Annotated in this window: 13 protein-coding genes; 7 read left to right on the top strand and 6 right to left on the bottom strand. The window is 68.2% G+C overall.

Annotation, left to right across the window (positions count from 1 at the left end):
- Positions 1-109 precede the first annotated feature (109 nt).
- Positions 110-601 (top strand): 2,4'-dihydroxyacetophenone dioxygenase family protein, encoded by a 492-nt coding sequence (locus QZM67_RS01495; RefSeq protein WP_175024711.1) that lies wholly within the window; start codon positions 110-112, stop codon positions 599-601.
- Between the two features lie 83 nt (positions 602-684).
- Here QZM67_RS01495 and QZM67_RS01490 read toward each other — a convergent pair whose 3' ends face one another.
- The gene (locus tag QZM67_RS01490; RefSeq protein ID WP_301800365.1) at positions 685-1,644 is read right to left on the bottom strand and encodes a GlxA family transcriptional regulator; all 960 of its coding nucleotides are present in this window, start codon (positions 1,642-1,644) and stop codon (positions 685-687) included.
- A 141-nt stretch (positions 1,645-1,785) separates the two neighbouring features.
- Between QZM67_RS01490 and QZM67_RS01485 the strand changes: the two genes are divergently transcribed.
- Together QZM67_RS01485 and QZM67_RS01480 are read left to right on the top strand one after the other, a co-directional pair.
- Positions 1,786-2,586 carry an SDR family oxidoreductase gene (locus QZM67_RS01485; RefSeq protein WP_301800364.1) on the top strand — a complete coding sequence of 267 codons (801 nt, stop codon included), beginning with the start codon at positions 1,786-1,788 and terminating at the stop codon, positions 2,584-2,586.
- Between the two features lie 332 nt (positions 2,587-2,918).
- Positions 2,919-4,739, top strand: a complete 1,821-nt coding sequence (locus QZM67_RS01480) for a sensor domain-containing diguanylate cyclase (RefSeq protein WP_301800363.1) — start codon at positions 2,919-2,921, stop codon at positions 4,737-4,739.
- Positions 4,740-4,871: 132 nt separating this feature from the next.
- On the opposite strand, the gene QZM67_RS01475 is transcribed toward QZM67_RS01480, so the two are convergent.
- From QZM67_RS01475 to QZM67_RS01465, 3 genes are all read right to left on the bottom strand, one after another.
- Entirely contained in the window at positions 4,872-6,212 is a 1,341-nt protein-coding gene (locus QZM67_RS01475; protein ID WP_301800362.1) for an MFS transporter, read from the bottom strand.
- A gap of 87 nt (positions 6,213-6,299) precedes the next feature.
- Positions 6,300-7,652, bottom strand: a complete 1,353-nt coding sequence (locus QZM67_RS01470; RefSeq protein ID WP_301800361.1) for an MFS transporter — start codon at positions 7,650-7,652, stop codon at positions 6,300-6,302.
- 179 nt (positions 7,653-7,831) lie between these two features.
- On the bottom strand, positions 7,832-8,791 hold the full coding sequence (locus QZM67_RS01465) for an MBL fold metallo-hydrolase (protein ID WP_043183605.1): 960 nt from the start codon (positions 8,789-8,791) through the stop codon (positions 7,832-7,834).
- A 177-nt stretch (positions 8,792-8,968) separates the two neighbouring features.
- Between QZM67_RS01465 and QZM67_RS01460 the strand changes: the two genes are divergently transcribed.
- Entirely contained in the window at positions 8,969-10,618 is a 1,650-nt protein-coding gene (locus QZM67_RS01460) for an IclR family transcriptional regulator (protein ID WP_301800360.1), read from the top strand.
- An 821-nt stretch (positions 10,619-11,439) separates the two neighbouring features.
- On the opposite strand, the gene QZM67_RS01455 is transcribed toward QZM67_RS01460, so the two are convergent.
- Positions 11,440-11,922 carry an Lrp/AsnC family transcriptional regulator gene (locus tag QZM67_RS01455; protein ID WP_021159229.1) on the bottom strand — a complete coding sequence of 161 codons (483 nt, stop codon included), beginning with the start codon at positions 11,920-11,922 and terminating at the stop codon, positions 11,440-11,442.
- A 285-nt stretch (positions 11,923-12,207) separates the two neighbouring features.
- On the opposite strand from QZM67_RS01455, the gene QZM67_RS01450 reads away from it, so the two are divergent.
- From QZM67_RS01450 to QZM67_RS01440, 3 genes are all read left to right on the top strand, one after another.
- Entirely contained in the window at positions 12,208-12,855 is a 648-nt protein-coding gene (locus tag QZM67_RS01450) for a LysE family translocator (RefSeq protein ID WP_301800359.1), read from the top strand.
- Between the two features lie 124 nt (positions 12,856-12,979).
- Complete coding sequence (gene kch, locus QZM67_RS01445; protein ID WP_301800358.1) at positions 12,980-14,155, top strand: voltage-gated potassium channel protein; 1,176 nt, start codon at positions 12,980-12,982, stop codon at positions 14,153-14,155.
- A 77-nt stretch (positions 14,156-14,232) separates the two neighbouring features.
- Positions 14,233-14,664, top strand: coding sequence for a YqaA family protein (locus tag QZM67_RS01440; protein WP_175025934.1), 432 nt, complete (start codon positions 14,233-14,235; stop codon positions 14,662-14,664).
- 107 nt (positions 14,665-14,771) lie between these two features.
- Here the strand turns inward: QZM67_RS01440 and QZM67_RS01435 are convergent, their stop codons facing one another.
- Positions 14,772-16,235: an MFS transporter gene (locus QZM67_RS01435; protein ID WP_301800357.1), complete on the bottom strand. Its 1,464-nt coding sequence runs from the start codon at positions 16,233-16,235 to the stop codon at positions 14,772-14,774.
- Positions 16,236-16,259: the final 24 nt, after the last annotated feature.

The following is a 16,259-nucleotide window of genomic DNA, read 5'->3' as shown; positions in this document are numbered from 1 at the left end:
GTAAGGATCGCCACTTCGCCGGTGCTCAAGTCGATGCGCAACGTCCGGTTCGGCTGCGCAACCCGGCTCTGCGATAATGCGGGCTCCCCATTTCCGCACGCCTCCCGCCATGACGCAGCCGTCCGCCCTGCTCTCCACCGACCTGCCGCCGATCTCGTGCCTGCCCGGCGACGCGCTGCCGTGGCTGCCGATGAGCGCCGACCTGCCAGGGCTGGCGATCAAGTACCTGCACATCAATGCGGCCGAGGACACGCTGACCGCGCTGCTGAAGATGCCGGCCGGCGGCACGCTGCCGCGCCACCGTCACGACGGCGAGGTGTTCGTCCATACGTTGCAGGGGGCGTGGCGCTACCGCGAATACGACTGGGTGGCGCACGCCGGCTCGACGGTGCTCGAACCTGCCGGTTCGGTGCATACGCCGGAAACGCTCGGCGCACCGGGTGAGGACGTGATCACGCTCAACGTGATGCGCGGCGATCTCGTGCTGCTCGACGACGACGGCCGCGAGACCGCGCGCGAAAACTGCCGCGTCGCGCTGCTGCGCCAGCGCAAGCATGCGCGCACGGCGCCGGACGCCGCCGCGCCGTTCGTCACGCGTTGAATACTGGGCGATAGCGGAAATCGGACCGCCCGTCACAGTCACCGTCGATACGACGGGGCGACCGGATTGAGGTCGGTGCCCGTTCAGCCCGTTTCCCGCTCGTCCGCCCGCGCTTCGCGCCGCATCGCCTGCGGCGGCACGCCGAACCCGCGCACGAACGCGTCGCGCATGTGCCGGCGGTCGCGAAAGCCGTTTTCCTTCGCAATCACGTCGAGTGAATGGCGGCTCTGCTCGATCATCAGCCGCGCCGACTCCAGCCGCAGCCGCTCGATTGCCTTCGCGGGCGACTGCCCCGTTTCGAGCGTGAACACGCGGCTGAACTGGCGCGGGCTCAGGTGGACGGCTCCGGCGAGATCCTCGACGGTCAGCGCTCGGCCGAGATGCTGCCGCGCGTAGTTCAGCGCATTCTGGATCCGGTCGGATTTCGGCGCGAGATCCAGCATTTCCGAATGCTGCGACTGGCCGCCGGCCCGCCGCTGGTGCATCACGAGCTTGCGCGCGACCGATCGGGCCGCATCGGCGCCCAGATCCTTTTCCACCATCGCGAGCGCAAGGTCGAGGCCGGCCGTCATCCCGGCCGAGGTCCAGATCGGCCCGTCGACGATGTAGATCCGGTCTTCCTCGACACGTATCTCCGGGTAGCTTCGTTGCATGTCGCGGCCGAACGCCCAGTGCGTCGTCGCGCGGCGTTGCGCGAGCAGCCCGGCCTCGGCCAGCACGAACGCGCCCGTACAGATGCCGGCGATCCGCCGCGCGCGTGCGTTCGCGCGGCGCAGGAACGCGACGACGCCGGCCGGCGCGGGCGAAGCGAGCGGATCGTTGACGCCCGCGACGATCCACGTATCGACGGCGATCCGCCCGCGCAGCGCGCGCGTGGCGACCGGCAGCCCGAGCGACGAGCGCACGTCGCCACCGTCGACCGAATAGCTGTCCATCACGTAGAACGGCTCGCTCATGCCCATGTTCGCGTACTCGAACACCGACTGCGCGGCGAGCGCCATGATCTGGAAGCCGTCGCTGATCAGAAAGCCGATGCGGTGCATGCGCGTTCTCCCGTTCCATCCCGGGCGCGCAGGTCCGCCCGATGTCCTGAATCATACCTATCTACGTCATTTGTGTCGCGACGATTCGAGACCAGAATGGCTTCACGCCATCCGGCCATTTCCCTCGAAACGGAGCACATCATGACGCAAGCACATCGCGGTACCGCCCTCATCACCGGCGCCTCGTCGGGTATCGGCGCCCTCTACGCCGACCGCCTCGCACGCCGCGGTTACGACCTGATCCTGGTTGCGCGCAACCGCGACCGGCTGGTCGCCCTCGCCGACCGCATCACGAACGACACGCACCGCAGCGTCGAGATCGTCGACGCCGACCTCAACGACCGCACCGCACTCGCCGCCGTCGAGGCGAAGCTGAAACAGGACGCGAGCATCACGCTGCTCGTGAACAACGCCGGCATCGGCACGCACACGCCGCTGCTCGACAGCGACGTCGACGCGATGACGCGGATGATCGACCTGAACGTGACCGCGCTCACGCGCCTCACCTATGCGGCCGTGCCCGGTTTCGTCGCACGCGGCCGCGGTGCGGTGATCAACATTTCGTCGATCGTCGCGATCTCGCCGGAAACACTGAACGGCGTGTACGGCGGCAGCAAGGCGTTCGTGCTCGCGTTCAGCCAGTCGCTGCATCACGAGCTCGCCGGCAAGGGCGTGCAGGTACAGGCCGTGCTGCCCGGCGCGACCGCGACCGATTTCTGGCAGACGGGCGGCCTGCCGCTCGAGCACCTGCCGAAGGAAATCGTGATGCCGGCGCCCGACATGGTCGACGCGGCGCTGGTCGGCTTCGATCGCGGCGAACTCGTGACGATCCCGTCGCTGCACGCGGGTGACGAATGGGAAGCGTACGAAGCCGCGCGCCGCACGATGGCGCCGCACCTGTCGACGGATACGCCCGCGCCGCGCTACGCGACGGGCCGCTGAGCGCGGGACATCCCGCACCCGCAGGTCGAAAGCAACACGCGCGTCGCCCCCGGGACCGGCTGCGGAACGCGGTGACGCGCGGTGAATCGCCCGCCGTCATCCAGGGTTCGGCAGCAGGTTTCCGGGCGAGCGTCGCTCGCGGGATTCGTCTGCGGGAACACGCGCCGGACGCTTTCCCGACCGGCGCATTGACATGCACCGACCGCCGATTTCTGGCCGCTTGCCACGCATTCCGCGCAACAGTAAGCTCTGCGATTACAGTCCCCCAAGCAGCCTCGTCCGACCGGCATTCGTCCGATCACGAGCGCAATCGTCCGTTGCGGAATTCGACCATGCGGTTCCGGATGTTCGTCACCGAGACCGGCGATGCGCCGGCCTCCGCGCGCGGCGCGGCCGACCGTCAGCCGGCGCTTCCGCCCCTGCCTGAACTGGATACCGTCTGCCGTGTCGCGCGTGCGCATTGCGGCGCCGCCGGCGCATTCATTGCGCGCGCCGAAGCCGATGCGCAACGCGTGCTGGCCGCCGACGGCGCACTGCCCGACCCGCTTCCCGATCGACTTCCCGCCGAGTGCTTGCCGCTCCAAGCCGAGCCGGATCCGACGGACGATGCCCGCTTCGCGCTGCCCGGTGCGAACCGCACCGGGCAAGACGACGACCACCCGCGTCATGCACTGCGGATCGTCGCGGCCTGCGAACTGACGGCGCCCGATGGCGCGAACCTCGGCACGCTGTGCGTCGTCGACGATACGTGCCTGACGCTCGACGCGCCCCGACATGCGGTGCTGCGCGACCTCGCCACGCTCGCCGCAAGCGCGCTTGCCCGCGCGATCGAAGCAAGCACGTTACGCGAGCGTCTCGGCATCGTCGAGGAACACAGCACGCTGACCGCGCTCGCGCTGACCGAAAGCGGCACCGGCGTATGGGATCGCAACGTGGCAACCGGCGAGATCCATTACTCGCCGGCCTGGAAAGCGATGCTCGGCTACGCGCCGCACGAACTCAGCACCCGGATCGAGGATGCGTACGAGCGACTGCATCCGGACGACATCGACGACGTGAAGGCCGCGATGCTCGCGCACTTCGAAGGCCGCACCGACTACTACGCGGTCGAGCACCGCATCCGCTGCAAGGACGGTTCGTACAAATGGATCTGCAGCCGCGGCAAGGTGATCGCCCGCGACGGCAACGACCGTGCGCTCCGGATGGTCGGGACGACCACGGACATCACCGCGCTGCGCGAGCTCGCCGCGCGGTTGCGCGACTCGGCCGCGCTCGTCACGGATCTCACCGACCAGGTGCCCGGGCTCGTGTTCCAGCTGCGGCAGGCGGCCGACGGGCACCGCTTCTTTTCCTACGCGAGCGCGGGGGTCGGCGACATCTACGAACTGACGCCCGAGCAGATCGCCCGCAGCGCGGAGGCCGTCGAGACGCGGATCCATCCGGCCGACCTGCTCGCCTATCGGCAGTCGCTGCACGACTCGTCGGTACGACTGACGCCGTGGCGCCTCGAATATCGCGTGCTGCTGCCCGGCCAGGGCCTGCGCTGGCGCGAAGGCGATGCGCGCCCGCTGCGCACGGCCGACGGCGGCACCGTGTGGCACGGCTTCATCACCGACGCGACCGACCGCAAGCACATCGAGGCCGAACTGCACCGGATGGCGACGACCGACCACCTGACGCAACTGTCGAACCGCCACGCCTTCATGCGGCAAAGCGAAGCCGCGCTGCGTACCGTGCGCACGACCGGCCTGGCCGCCGCGGTGCTGATGCTCGATCTCGATCATTTCAAGGCACTGAACGACCGCTGGGGCCACCCGGTCGGCGACCGCGCGCTCCGGCATTTCGCGCGGCTGCTGCTCGCGGAAACCGGGCCGGACGGCATCGTCGGCCGGGTCGGCGGCGAGGAGTTCGCGATCGTGCTGCCGGGATCGGATCTCGACAAGGCACTGGCCTTCGCGCAGCGCGTGCAGCAACGCACGATGCAGGCGCAGCTCATGCACGAGGATCAGCAGGTCACGCTGACCGTCAGCATCGGCATCGACGCGATGCGGACGTCGGACTTCGGCGCGTACCAGCCGCTGTCGCGCGCCGACAAGGCGCTCTATCTCGCGAAGGAGCGCGGCCGCAACCGGATCGAGGTGTATCGGGCGTAGCCGGCGCGATGATCGCGTCGATTGCGTGCCTGACGATCGACCTGCAGGCGCGCGGCGGCCTGATCTGCGGGGCGCGGGTGCTGCCCGAGCTGTTCCCGCCCCTCCACTGAATCCGCCCCGCAGCCGCCGGCGTCACGCCGAATCCACCTGCGGCACCGCCCGCACGCCCAACAGCATCGCAACCGCGCACGCGGCCAGCAACGCCGCGATCATCAGCATCGCCGGATCCATGCTGCCCGTTCTCGTGCGGATCAGCCCGACGAGCCACGGCGTGATCATGCCGCTCGACACGCCGATGCTGCTGATCAGCGCGATCCCGCCCGCCGCGCCCGCGCCGGAGAAATACGCGGACGGCACGGCCCAGAACACCGGATGCGCCGCGAAGATCAGCATCGCCGCGACCGACAGCAGCGCCATCATCGCGACGATGCTCGGCAGGTGCAGCGTCAGCAGCACGAGCGCCAGCGCGCCGCCGAACGCACATGCGGCGAAGTGCCAGCGCCGTTCGCGCTTGCGATCCGAGCGCCGCGCGATCGCGATCAGGCCGGCCGCGCCGATCGCGTTCGGCACGACCGACAACAGGCTGATCTGCACGACATCGTGGATGCCGAATTCGCGGATCATCAGCGGCATCCAGAACAGCAGCATCAGGAGCGCGGTGGTCAGCGAGAAATAGATGAACGCGAACAGGTACGTGCGCGGTTCGGCCAGCACCTGCCGCAGCGAATGCGGTGCCGGCGTATCGGCACCGGCGCGGTCGGCGGCCAGGTCGGCCGCGAGCCGTTGCCGATCGGCGTCGGACAGCCAGCTCGCCTGCTCCGGACGATCGCACAGCCAGAACCACGCGATCACGCCGAGCAGGATCGCCGGCGCGCCCTCGATCGCGAACATCCATTGCCAGCCGTGCAGCCCGAGTACACCCGACATCCCGCGCATCAGCCAGCCCGACAGCAGCCCGCCGACCATCCCGGCCACCGCGACGCCCGCATAGAAGATCGACAGCACCGATGCGCGCCGCCGCGCCGGATACCAGTACGTCAGGTAGAACACCACGCCCGGAAAGAACCCGGCTTCGAACAGCCCGAGCAGGAAGCGCAGCACGTAGAAATGCTTCGCGCTGTCGACGGTGATCATCGCGACCGACACGGCGCCCCACAGGAACATGATCCGCGCAAACGTGCGGCGCGCCCCGAAGCGGCGCAGCAATGCGTTGCTCGGCACCTCGAACAGCACGTAACCGACGAAGAACAGCACCGCGCCGAGGCTGTACATCGCGTCGGTCAGGCCAAGGTCCTGCCGCATCTGCAACTGCGCGAAGCCGATGTTGCTGCGATCGAGGATCGACACGATGTAGCAGATGAACAGGAACGGCACGATTCGCGCGCCGATGCGCCGGTACAGCGCATCGTCGTCCGTTGCAGCAACGCCGGACGCACCGGCACGCGCGGCGTCCGCTTGAAAGGGGGCAGACATCGATCGTCTCCTCGATGGATTCGGGTACGGGGCGGACAGGTGCCGCTGGTCGCCGCCGCCCGCGCGCAGCGACCGGCCGTTGCGCGCTCAGTCGCGCGGCGCGCCTTCGCCTTTCACGCCGAGCATCAGCGCGGCCCCGCTCGCCACCAGCAGCGCGGCCAGCAGATACACGGCGAGATCCATGCTGCCGGTCTTCGTGCGGATCATCCCGATCACCCACGGGCTGACGATGCCGCTCGTGATCCCGATGCTGCTGATCAGCGCGATTCCGGCCGCGGCCGCATTGCCCGACAGGTAGCGGGTCGGCACGGCCCAGAAGATCGGCAGCGCGGCAAAGATCAGCGTCGCCGCGATCGACAGGCACGCGAGCATCGCCGCGAAGCTGTGCAGGTGCAGCGTCAGCGCCGCGAGCGCAAGCCCGCCGCCGATCGTGCAGCACGCGAAATGCTTGCGGCGCTCGCCGGTGCGATCCGAGCGGCGCGCGATCAGGATCAGCCCCACCGCGCCGACCGCGTTCGGCACGACCGTGTACAGGCTCACGGCGACGACGTCGGTCACGCCGAAGTCGCGGATCATCAGCGGCATCCAGAAGTTGAGCGTCAGCGACGCGCAGGTCAGCGAGAAATAGATGAACGCGAACAGATAGACGCGCGGGTTCGTCAACGCGGCCGCGAGGCTGCGCCGGTCGTGCGCGTCATGTGCGGCGCCGCGCCCTTCCGCGCACAGCGCGACGACACGCGCCTTTTCGTCGGACGTGAGCCAGGCAGCGTCCTGCGGCCGGTCGACGAGCTTCGTGAACGCGGCGAACGCGAGCAGGATCGCCGGCGCGCCTTCGATCGCGAACATCCACTGCCAGCCGTGCAGCCCGAGCACGCCGCTCATGTCGCGCATGATCCAGCCCGACATCAGGCCGCCGAGCACGCCGGCCACTGCGACGCCCGCGAAGAACACCGAGATCGCGGCCGCACGCCGGTTCGCGGGAAACCAGTAGGTCAGGTACAGCACGATGCCGGGAAAGAAGCCCGCTTCGAACACGCCGAGCAGGAACCGCAGCACATAGAAATGCGATGGCTGCGACACGAACATCATCCCGGTCGACGCGATGCCCCACAGCAGCATGATCCGCGTGAAGGTGCGGCGCGCGCCGAAACGCGCGAGCAGCAGGTTGCTCGGCACTTCGCAGCACACATAGCCGACGTAGAACACCGCGGCGCCGAGGCCGTACATCGCGTCGCTGAAGCCGAGATCGTGCTTCATCTGCAACTGCGCGAAGCCGATGTTGATGCGGTCGAGGAACGAGACGACGTAGCAGAGGAACAGAAACGGCACGATCCGCCATGCGATCTTGCGGAACAGCAGCGCGTCGTCTGAGGCGGCAGACGTGGAAGCCGAAGCACTCGCGTGCGCGAGCGTCGCTTCGGCGGGAAGCGATTGGGGCATGTCTCTCTCCAAACCGGCTGCGCGATTCGAGCGCGCAGCCGTCTCCCAGGGCGTACGTGCGCCCTGCTTTCTTGTGAGATCAGATACGGCAGACGGAAAATCGGCGCAAAGCCGCGGCCGGTCGCCGCTTCAGAAAAAAGGCGGAGCGCCCTGTCGGGTGCCCCGCCTGCGCAAGCCGCTCAGTCCTGCAGCGCGGCCCACATTTCCTTGTCGCGCTGCGCGGTCCAGATGCGCGGATGCGTGATGCCGCTCGCTTCGTCGAACGCACGCGACACGTCGAACGGCAGGCAATGCTCGTAGATGAACACGTGGCCGAACTTCGGATCCATCGCTTCGCGCGTGAGCGCCATCGACGCCTTCAGGTCGAGCTTCTGCTCGACGGCCTTGCGGCCCTGTGCGAGCAGCGTCGTGACGAAATCCTTCGTGTAGTCGAGGCCCTTGTTCACTTCGGCCGGGTTCAGCAGCGCGGGGCCGCGGCCCGGCACGAGCTTCTCCGCGCCGAGCGCGCGCAGCGCTTCGAGCGTGGCCGGCCACTGTTCGAGCTGCGCGTCGCCGCAGTAGCACGCGGCGTCGTATTCGACGAGGTCGCCGGAGAACAGCACCTTTTGCGACGGAATCCAGACGATCGTGTCGCCCTTCGTGTGGCCAGACCCGACGTGCATGATCTTTACTTCGAGCTTGCCGAGGAACAGCGTGATCTCGCGCTCGAACACGAGCGTCGGCCAGGTCAGGCCGGGCACCGTCTCGACACCCGCGAACAGGCGCGGGAAGCGTTCGATCTCCGACTTCATGTCGGCCTCGCCGCGCTCGACGATCATCTCGTACGTGCCCCGGCTCGCGATCACGTGCTGCGCGCCTTCGTCGAAATACGCGGATGCGCCGAGCACGCGCACCGCGTGGTAGTGCGACAGCACCACGTGCTTGATCGGCTTGTCGGTCACGCTGCGGATCTTCGCGATCAGGTCCTGAGCCATCGCGGGCGTCGCGGTCGTGTCGACGATCAGCACGCTGTCGTCGCCGATGATCACGCCCGAGTTCGGGTCGCCTTCGGCGGTGTACGCGTACGCGTTCTCGGACAGCTTCGTCCAGGTGACTTTCTTCTCTTCCAGATCGGCTTGGGAGGCGAATGCTTTGGCCATGTTGCGTTCCGTGGCTGCGAGCCATGTGTTGAGGGGAGTGAGCGGATCTTCGTCCCGCATCGAATATTTGTCAATGACAAAGTCGCTTGCTATTGTCTAATACGGGTAAACCTACGGGCTGGCGCGATAAATGGCGTCGGATACCATGCGGGGTTTCGTCAACGGAAGAATCATCGCGTGCAGAACCACGAAGTCAGCGCAGACGACGCGCCGCCCAAGGCGCAGCGCGGGATCCAGAGTGTCGAGGTCGGCGGCCGGCTGCTCGACGCACTCGCGCGCCGTCGCAAGCCGCTCGGCCTGTCCGAGCTGGCCGCGGCGGCCGACCTGTCGACCGCGCAGGCGCACACCTATCTCGTGAGCCTGACGCGGCTCGCACTCGTGAAGCGTGACGCGATCACCGGCAACTACGAGCCGGGCCCGTTGTCGCTGCGGCTCGGGCTGATGTCGATCGAGCGCCAGCCGGCCTATCGCGCGGCGCGGCCGCACGCGGCACGGCTCGCGGAAGCGGTCGGCCTGAGCGTCGCGCTGTCGGTGCCGGGCGCACTCGGGCCGACGATCGTGCGCATCGAGCACGGCGGCTATCCGCTGCACGTGAACCTGCACGTCGGCTCGGTAATGTCGCTCGACACGACAGCCACTGGCCGCGTGTTCCGCGCGTTCGGCGATCCCGCGCAACTCGACGCGATGGCGGCCAGCCAGGCCGGTGCGGGCGCCACGCTCGCGGGCGCCGAACAGCCCGTGCCGGATACCGGCGTACCGCCGGCCGAACTCGACGCGATCCGCGCACGCGGTATCGAGCGCGGCGTCGATCTGCCCAGCCCCGGGGTCAGTGCGATGTGCGTGCCGGTGTTCGACGCGGACGGCAAGCTGCAGCTCGCGTTGACGGTGATCGGTTCGACGGGCTCGATCGACGTCGACTGGGACGGCCCGATCGCGGCGGCACTGCGCGACGCGGCACGGCAGGCCACCGCATCGCTCGGCGCGGCGCACGACGCCCCGCCGCCCGCGTCCGGCCCGGCCCCGGCCGCCCTGCGCCTGCCCCCTGCGCTGGCCGACGATGCGAAAGCGCAGCGCGGGATCAATGCGCTCGACAGCACCGGCGAGCTGCTGCTCGCGCTGGTATCGGCGGGCCGCGCGCTGCCGCTACGCGATCTCGCGGCGGCGGCCGGCATGCCGGCGGCGAAGGCGTTTCCGCATCTCGTCAGCCTGCAGAAGATTGGCCTGCTGAGCCGCGACGACGCCGGCTGCTTCGGCGGCGGCCCGCTCGGGCAAGCACTCGGCCTGATCGCGATGCAGCGCGTGTCGCCGACGCGCGATGCGGAAGCCGAGATCGTCGCACTGGCCGGCGCGACCGACATGAGCGTGGCGGCCGCGACGCTCGGGCCGCTCGGTCCGACCGTGATTCGCCTCGAAGAGTCGGCGCGGCCGCAGCACGTGAGCCTGCAGGTCGGCACGGTGATGTCGCTCGTCAATACGGCGATCGGACGGATCTTCGCGGCCGGTATGTCCGACGACGTGCTGGCCGACCTGCTCGCCGACGAGCCCGTGCGCCTCGCGGGCAACGCCGCCGCGCCCGCCGGCGACGCCTTCCGCGCGCGGCTTGCGACGATCCGCGCGGACGAACTCGATTTCGCGTTCGACGCGCCGGTGCCGGGCATCGGGACGGTCGCCGCGCCCGTGTTCGACCATACCGGCAGCATCCGGCTCGTGATCGCGATCATCGGCTCGTCGCGCGGTTTCCCGCGCGGGCCGGACAGCGACCTCGCGCAAGCGTTGCTCGCCGCGACACGGCGGCTGTCGTGGCGGTTCGGGTGGATCGGCCGGTAAGCCGCCGTCCGCTTCCGCCGTCCTCCCCACCGCTCGAATCCCTTCTCTTGTCCCATGCGAGGCCGTGCAGGCACGGCCTCGCCACGCCTGCGCGCCCGAGACCAAGCCACCCGATATTCATGTTGCGAAGCAGCAACACAAATTGTCAGTAATTCTCATATAACGAAATCGCATTTCACAAAGTGGAGCCGTTTCGCTATGATTAGGGTTATCCCTAACTCGCCACCTATACGGGGCTTCGTCATGCAAACGTCCAATGTCTCCAACCGTTCCACCGAATCCGCAGGCTGGCTCGCACGTGTGAGCGACCTGATTGCAGAAGCTTGGGCACTCCACCTCGAGAACTGCGAAGTCATCGCTGAAGCACACGCACGCCTGCCGCACTGAACGGAGCGGCCGGCCGCCAGTTGGCCGCCCCCCCTGCCTGATCCGCTTGCCCGAACGCGCGCCGCGAGGCCGCAGCGTCGGGCATCGGCATGCAGTGCACGGCATCTCGCCTCGCTGTCGGTCGGAAATCGGCCGGGGTTGCCCCGGTTGAATGCGCTCGCCGCGTCGGGAGCGCGTAGCAGTCACGTTGAAGCCGATGCCGGCGCCGATCGGCGTCGGCGCGGTTCTGTCTGACGGTTGCCCGGGCGGGCAGCTGTCATCGAACCGGCGCGCGGTTACGCCGGATCGTCCCGGATGGAAGATTCATCCGCTTTGCCGGCCCGGGTACCGAACCGCGCGATGCGGCTTGCCCTACACCCGATTGCCGTCTTTCCCCGCGCCCACGCGCAGCCACCTGCGCCGTCGTATCAACGCCGGCCGCATGCTTATTCCCATCACACCTGAATCGACGGCACGTCCTTCATGCAGCGCAGCGCGAACATCGAGCGGCTGTGACGGATGCTCGAGATCTTGTACAGCTTTTCGCGCAGGAAACGCTCGTAGCCGGCCGTGCCGTCCACCGCGACCTTGATCCAGTAGTCGTACTCGCCCGACACGAGATAAGCCTCGAGCACCTCGGGCAGTGCGGCGAGCTCCTCGCCGAAGCGGGCGAGCGCGTCGTCCTCGTGACGATCGAGCGTGACTTCGAGGATCACGATGTCCGCATAGCCCAGCTTCCGCTGGTTGACCAGCGCGACATAGCCGTCGATATAGCCGTCCACCTCGAGCTGCCGCGTGCGGTTCCAGCACGCGGTGGTCGACATGCCGATCTGTTCGGCCAGTTCGGCGTTCGACAGACGCGCATTTTTCTGCAGTGCGCCGAGGATCTTGCGGTCCTGACTGTCGAGCGTTTTCGGCGAGCGTTCACGTGTGGCCATGGCAGAAAGAATCTTCTACTGAAAACCGGGATTCTATCTGAACGGCATTCCGGATTTGTGTCGGTTTGTGTGGAAATGCGGAAGCCTTTTAATCCGTCCCCTTGTTATATTTTTACCCATGCCTGTTGTCCGGCACGCTCCCCGCGACAACCCCCTCGCACCGGGACGCACGACCGCAATCACGAGTTGCGGTGCCGGCCAGCAGGCATGCGATTCCCCGCCGCCCGCGCGCCTATCCGGCCGCGCGGCTTCGGCGCCCGTGTTCCTGTTCCTGCCCTACCCGTCATGTCGTTCAGGCTTTACCTCTCGTTTCTCGCTGCTTCCGCCGTTCTCGTCTACGCCCCCGGCCCCGTCAACCTTCTCACCATGAACCAGGCACTGCGCGCCGGCTGGCGCCGCGCGCTGCCGTGCGTCTGGGGCGGCACGCTCGCCGTGCTGCTGCAACTCGCGCTGACCGCGCTGTGTCTGAATTCCCTCGTGCATCTCGACGAGCGCGCGCTGACCGTACTCCGCTGGGCCGGCGCGGCCTACCTCGTCTGGCTCGGCTGCAAGCAATGGCTCAGCCGTGCGCCGGCGGGCGCACCCGCTGCCTCGACCGGGCCGGCCGGTGCGGCAACGCCGGAAACCGACTCGCACCGCGCGCTGTTCTGGCGCGGCGTCGCCACCTCGGGCCTCAACCCGAAGACACTGCTGTTCTTTCCGTCGTTCTTTCCGCAGTTCATCAGCCCAAGCGCCGACTGGAGCCTGAACCAGCAGTTCCTGCTGCTCGCGGTGACGTTCGCGGTGCTGTTCGCGGGCGGGGTCGCGTCGATGGCGCTGTTCTCGCACCGGCTGAGCCGCGCGCTGCAACGGCCGGCGCGGATGCGCGCGATGAACCGCGTGACGGGCGGGCTGCTCGTCGGGATGGGCGCGATCATGGTCGGCTGGAACTGAACCGCCGGGCGGCCGGCCGGCTTCATCGCGGCCACCGCCACACCCCTCGAAAAAGCACGCGATCGCCGAATGCTTTAGGGTAGCGGCTGGTTCGTTGGACATGCCCGGCCAGCCGGGCGACTGGATGAAGCCCCTCACTACCCGCCTGCGGCGCCTGTTCGCGCCGATCGGCCTGCACTGGTATCTCGCCCTCCTCCTCGCACTCGATGCGCTCATGGTGCTGCGCCCCGTGGTCGACCATGCCCGGCTCGGCGTGCATCACGCGTGGCTCGCCGATGCGCTGAACCTCGTCGACAACGCCGGGCTCGTCGTGTTGCCGCAAGTGGTCGTCGCGGCCGGCCTCGCGACGATGGCCATCGGCATCGTGCTGCGCGCCCGCGTCGCGTGGGTGCTGTCGATCCTGCTGCTGGTCGCCGCCGCCGCGATCAGCGTGCTCGGCGGCTATCGCAGCCACGCGGTATTCGTCTATACGGCCGTGCTGGCCGTCGCGCTGCTGTATTACTGGCGGCACTTTGACCGCGCGAGCGTCGCCGCGAGCAGCCTGTTCGCGTTGCTGAGCATCGTGTCGCTGCTGATCTACGCGACCTTCGGCGTGCTGTATCTCGGCGACGAATTCACGCCGCCCGTCCACGATCTCGCCACGGCCGTCTATTTCTCGATCGTGTCGATGTCGACGGTGGGCTACGGCGACATCGTGCCGCACGCGCCGACCGCGCGCCTGTTCACCGCGTCGGTGATCGTGCTCGGCATCACGGTGTTCGCGACGTCGATCAGCGCGGTCGTCGGCCCCGTGATCGGCGGCAATCTGAAACGGATCGTCAAGGGAGGAATTTCGAACGTGATCCGCAAGCATCATTACCTGATCGTCGGCGCAACACCCGTCGCGCATGCGGTGCACGACGGGCTGCGCAAGCGCGGCTACGCGGTGACCGTCGTCGTGCCGGCCGGCGTCGAGCATAACTATCCGGCCACGACCGACCTGATCGTCGGCGATGCGACCGACCACGCGGTGCTGGAAAGCGCCGGCGCGGCGACCGCGCGCGCCGTGCTCGCGCTGCGCTCCGACGACGCCGAGAACGCCTTCATCATCCTCGCGATCCGCGAGATTGCACCGTCGGTACGCACGGTCGCGCTCGTGAACCAGCAGCGCAACCTCGAACGGCTGCGCCTCCTGAAACCCGACATGGTGTTTTCGCCCCAGCAACTCGCGGGCGAACTGCTGGCCAGCACGCTCAACGACGAACCCGTCGACAAGTCGGTGATCTCGCACCTGCTGTTCGGCACGGCCGACGCCGCATGAACGCATGAACGCATGAACGCACGAACGTGTGACCCGGTGCCCCAGGGCGGCCGGCGCGTGCCCGGTACAATCGCGCGATGTCCGAATTGCTCACTTACGGCGGCCTGTTCGCCGTGTCGATGGTCGCCGCGACCCTGTTCCCGCTCCAGTCGGAAGCCGTGCTCGCCGGCCTGCTGCTCGCCGGGCGCGAACCCGTGTGGGCGCTGGTGCTCGTCGCGAGCCTCGGCAACGTCGCCGGCTCCGTGATCAACTGGGCGCTCGGGCGCGGCATCGAGCACTTCCGCGAGCGTCGCTGGTTTCCAGTCAAGCCGGCCGCGCTCGCGCGCGCCGAGGGCTGGTATGCGCGCTACGGCCGCTGGTCGTTGCTGCTGAGCTGGGCGCCCGTGATCGGCGATCCGCTGACGATGATCGCCGGCGTGTTGCGCGAGCCGCTGCCGTCGTTCCTCGCGATCGTCACCATCGCGAAGGTCGCCCGGTATCTCGTGATCGCGTGGCTCATTCCGGGTTGACGGGTTGACGGGTTGACGGGTTGACGGGTTGACGGGTTGACGGGTTGACGGGTTGACGCGTCGCCGCCGAACCCGGCACGCGCCGCGCGGAAGCGGTCGCGCCCGGACTACCGCTGTCTCGCGCGCACGGCCGGCGCGCGATACCGGCCCGCCGAACCCGATTCCGCCGCGCCCTGCCGTGCAACCGCCGGCGCCGCGATCTCGTCGAGCGAACGGCGATTGGTGCGGGGACCAAACAGCCCGATCGACAACATCACGACCAGCATGCTTGCGCCGATCAGCACGAACACCGCCGGCACGCCGAGATGCGCGAGGATCAGCGCGATCAGGTAGCTGCTCGCCACGCCGGTCAGCCGGCCGAACGAGTGGACGAACCCCAGCGCGCGGCTGCGAATGGCGGTCGGGAAAACCTCGGCCTGATAGGCGGTCGCATTGCTCGCGAGCGTCGTGTTGCAAAAGGTGATCAAGATCCCGAACAGGATCACGGCCGCGGCCGACGACGACATCGCGAATGCCGTCCCGAACAACGCGACACCGAACGCGGTCGCCACGATCAGCCACTTGCGCTCGACGCGATCGGAGAACAGCCCGGCCGCGAGCGGCGAGAGCGGATACGCGAACGCGATCAGGAACGCATAGAGCAGGCTTTGCGTCACGGGCGTACCGCGAGCGGCCAGCAGGCTCGGCAGCCACTGGCTGAACCCGAAGAAGCCGATGCTCAGGCACGCGTTGAACGCAATCAGCATCAGCGTTCGGCCGCGCAAACCTTCATCCCACATCGACACCGCGCGCACGGTTTCTGCTTCGCCCGCCGCGACGGGCGGCACGTCGGGCAGCGGCCCGCCACGCTCGCTCGCGACGCGCGCCTCGATCTTTCCAAGCACCGCTTCGGCTTCGTCCACGCGGCCGCGCATCGCGAGCCAGCGCGGCGATTCCGGAATCCGCGATTGCAGCCACCAGACGACCACCGCACCGCTGCCGCCCGCGAGAATCACCCACCGCCAGCCGGAAATGCCGAGCGGCGCACGCGGGATCAGCAGCCAGGACGCGAGCGCAAGCACCGGCATCGCGAGATAGCCGATCGCGAAACACACGGCGAACGCGCGGCCGCGCATGCCCTTCGGCACGAGTTCCGTGAGGTACGCGCCGATGGTGATCAGTTCAGCGCCCACGCCGATGCCCGCGACCAGCCGGCACAGATGGATGCCTACCGCCGTCTGCTGCATGCACATCGCAAGACTGGCGAACGTATAGAGCAACAGCGAGCCGGTGAAGACGGCGCGCCGCCCGAAACGGTCGGCAAGCCGCGCCACGGCGATTTCGCCGATGAACAGGCCGATGAACGTCGCCGCGCCGAGCGTCGCCTGGTCGGACAGGCCGAACATGCCCTTCGCGCCGACGTGAAAAATCCCGTCGCTGACGAGGCCGGCCGGCAGGTACGTCATCTGGAACAGGTCGTAGACCTCGAAGAAACCGCCGACGCTCAGCATCAGCACGAGGCGCCAGATGCTGGCCGTCGGCGGCAGACGGTCGATGCGCGCCGTCACGGCAAGCGCGGTTGAGTTGGACATGCTGCTGTCTCCGGAAAGGAATGC

The sequence above is a fragment of the Burkholderia sp. AU45251 genome, from assembly GCF_030482905.1.
GTDB classification, from domain to species: Bacteria; Pseudomonadota; Gammaproteobacteria; order Burkholderiales; family Burkholderiaceae; genus Burkholderia; species Burkholderia aenigmatica.
This window is presented reverse-complemented; position numbering and strand designations above follow the sequence as displayed.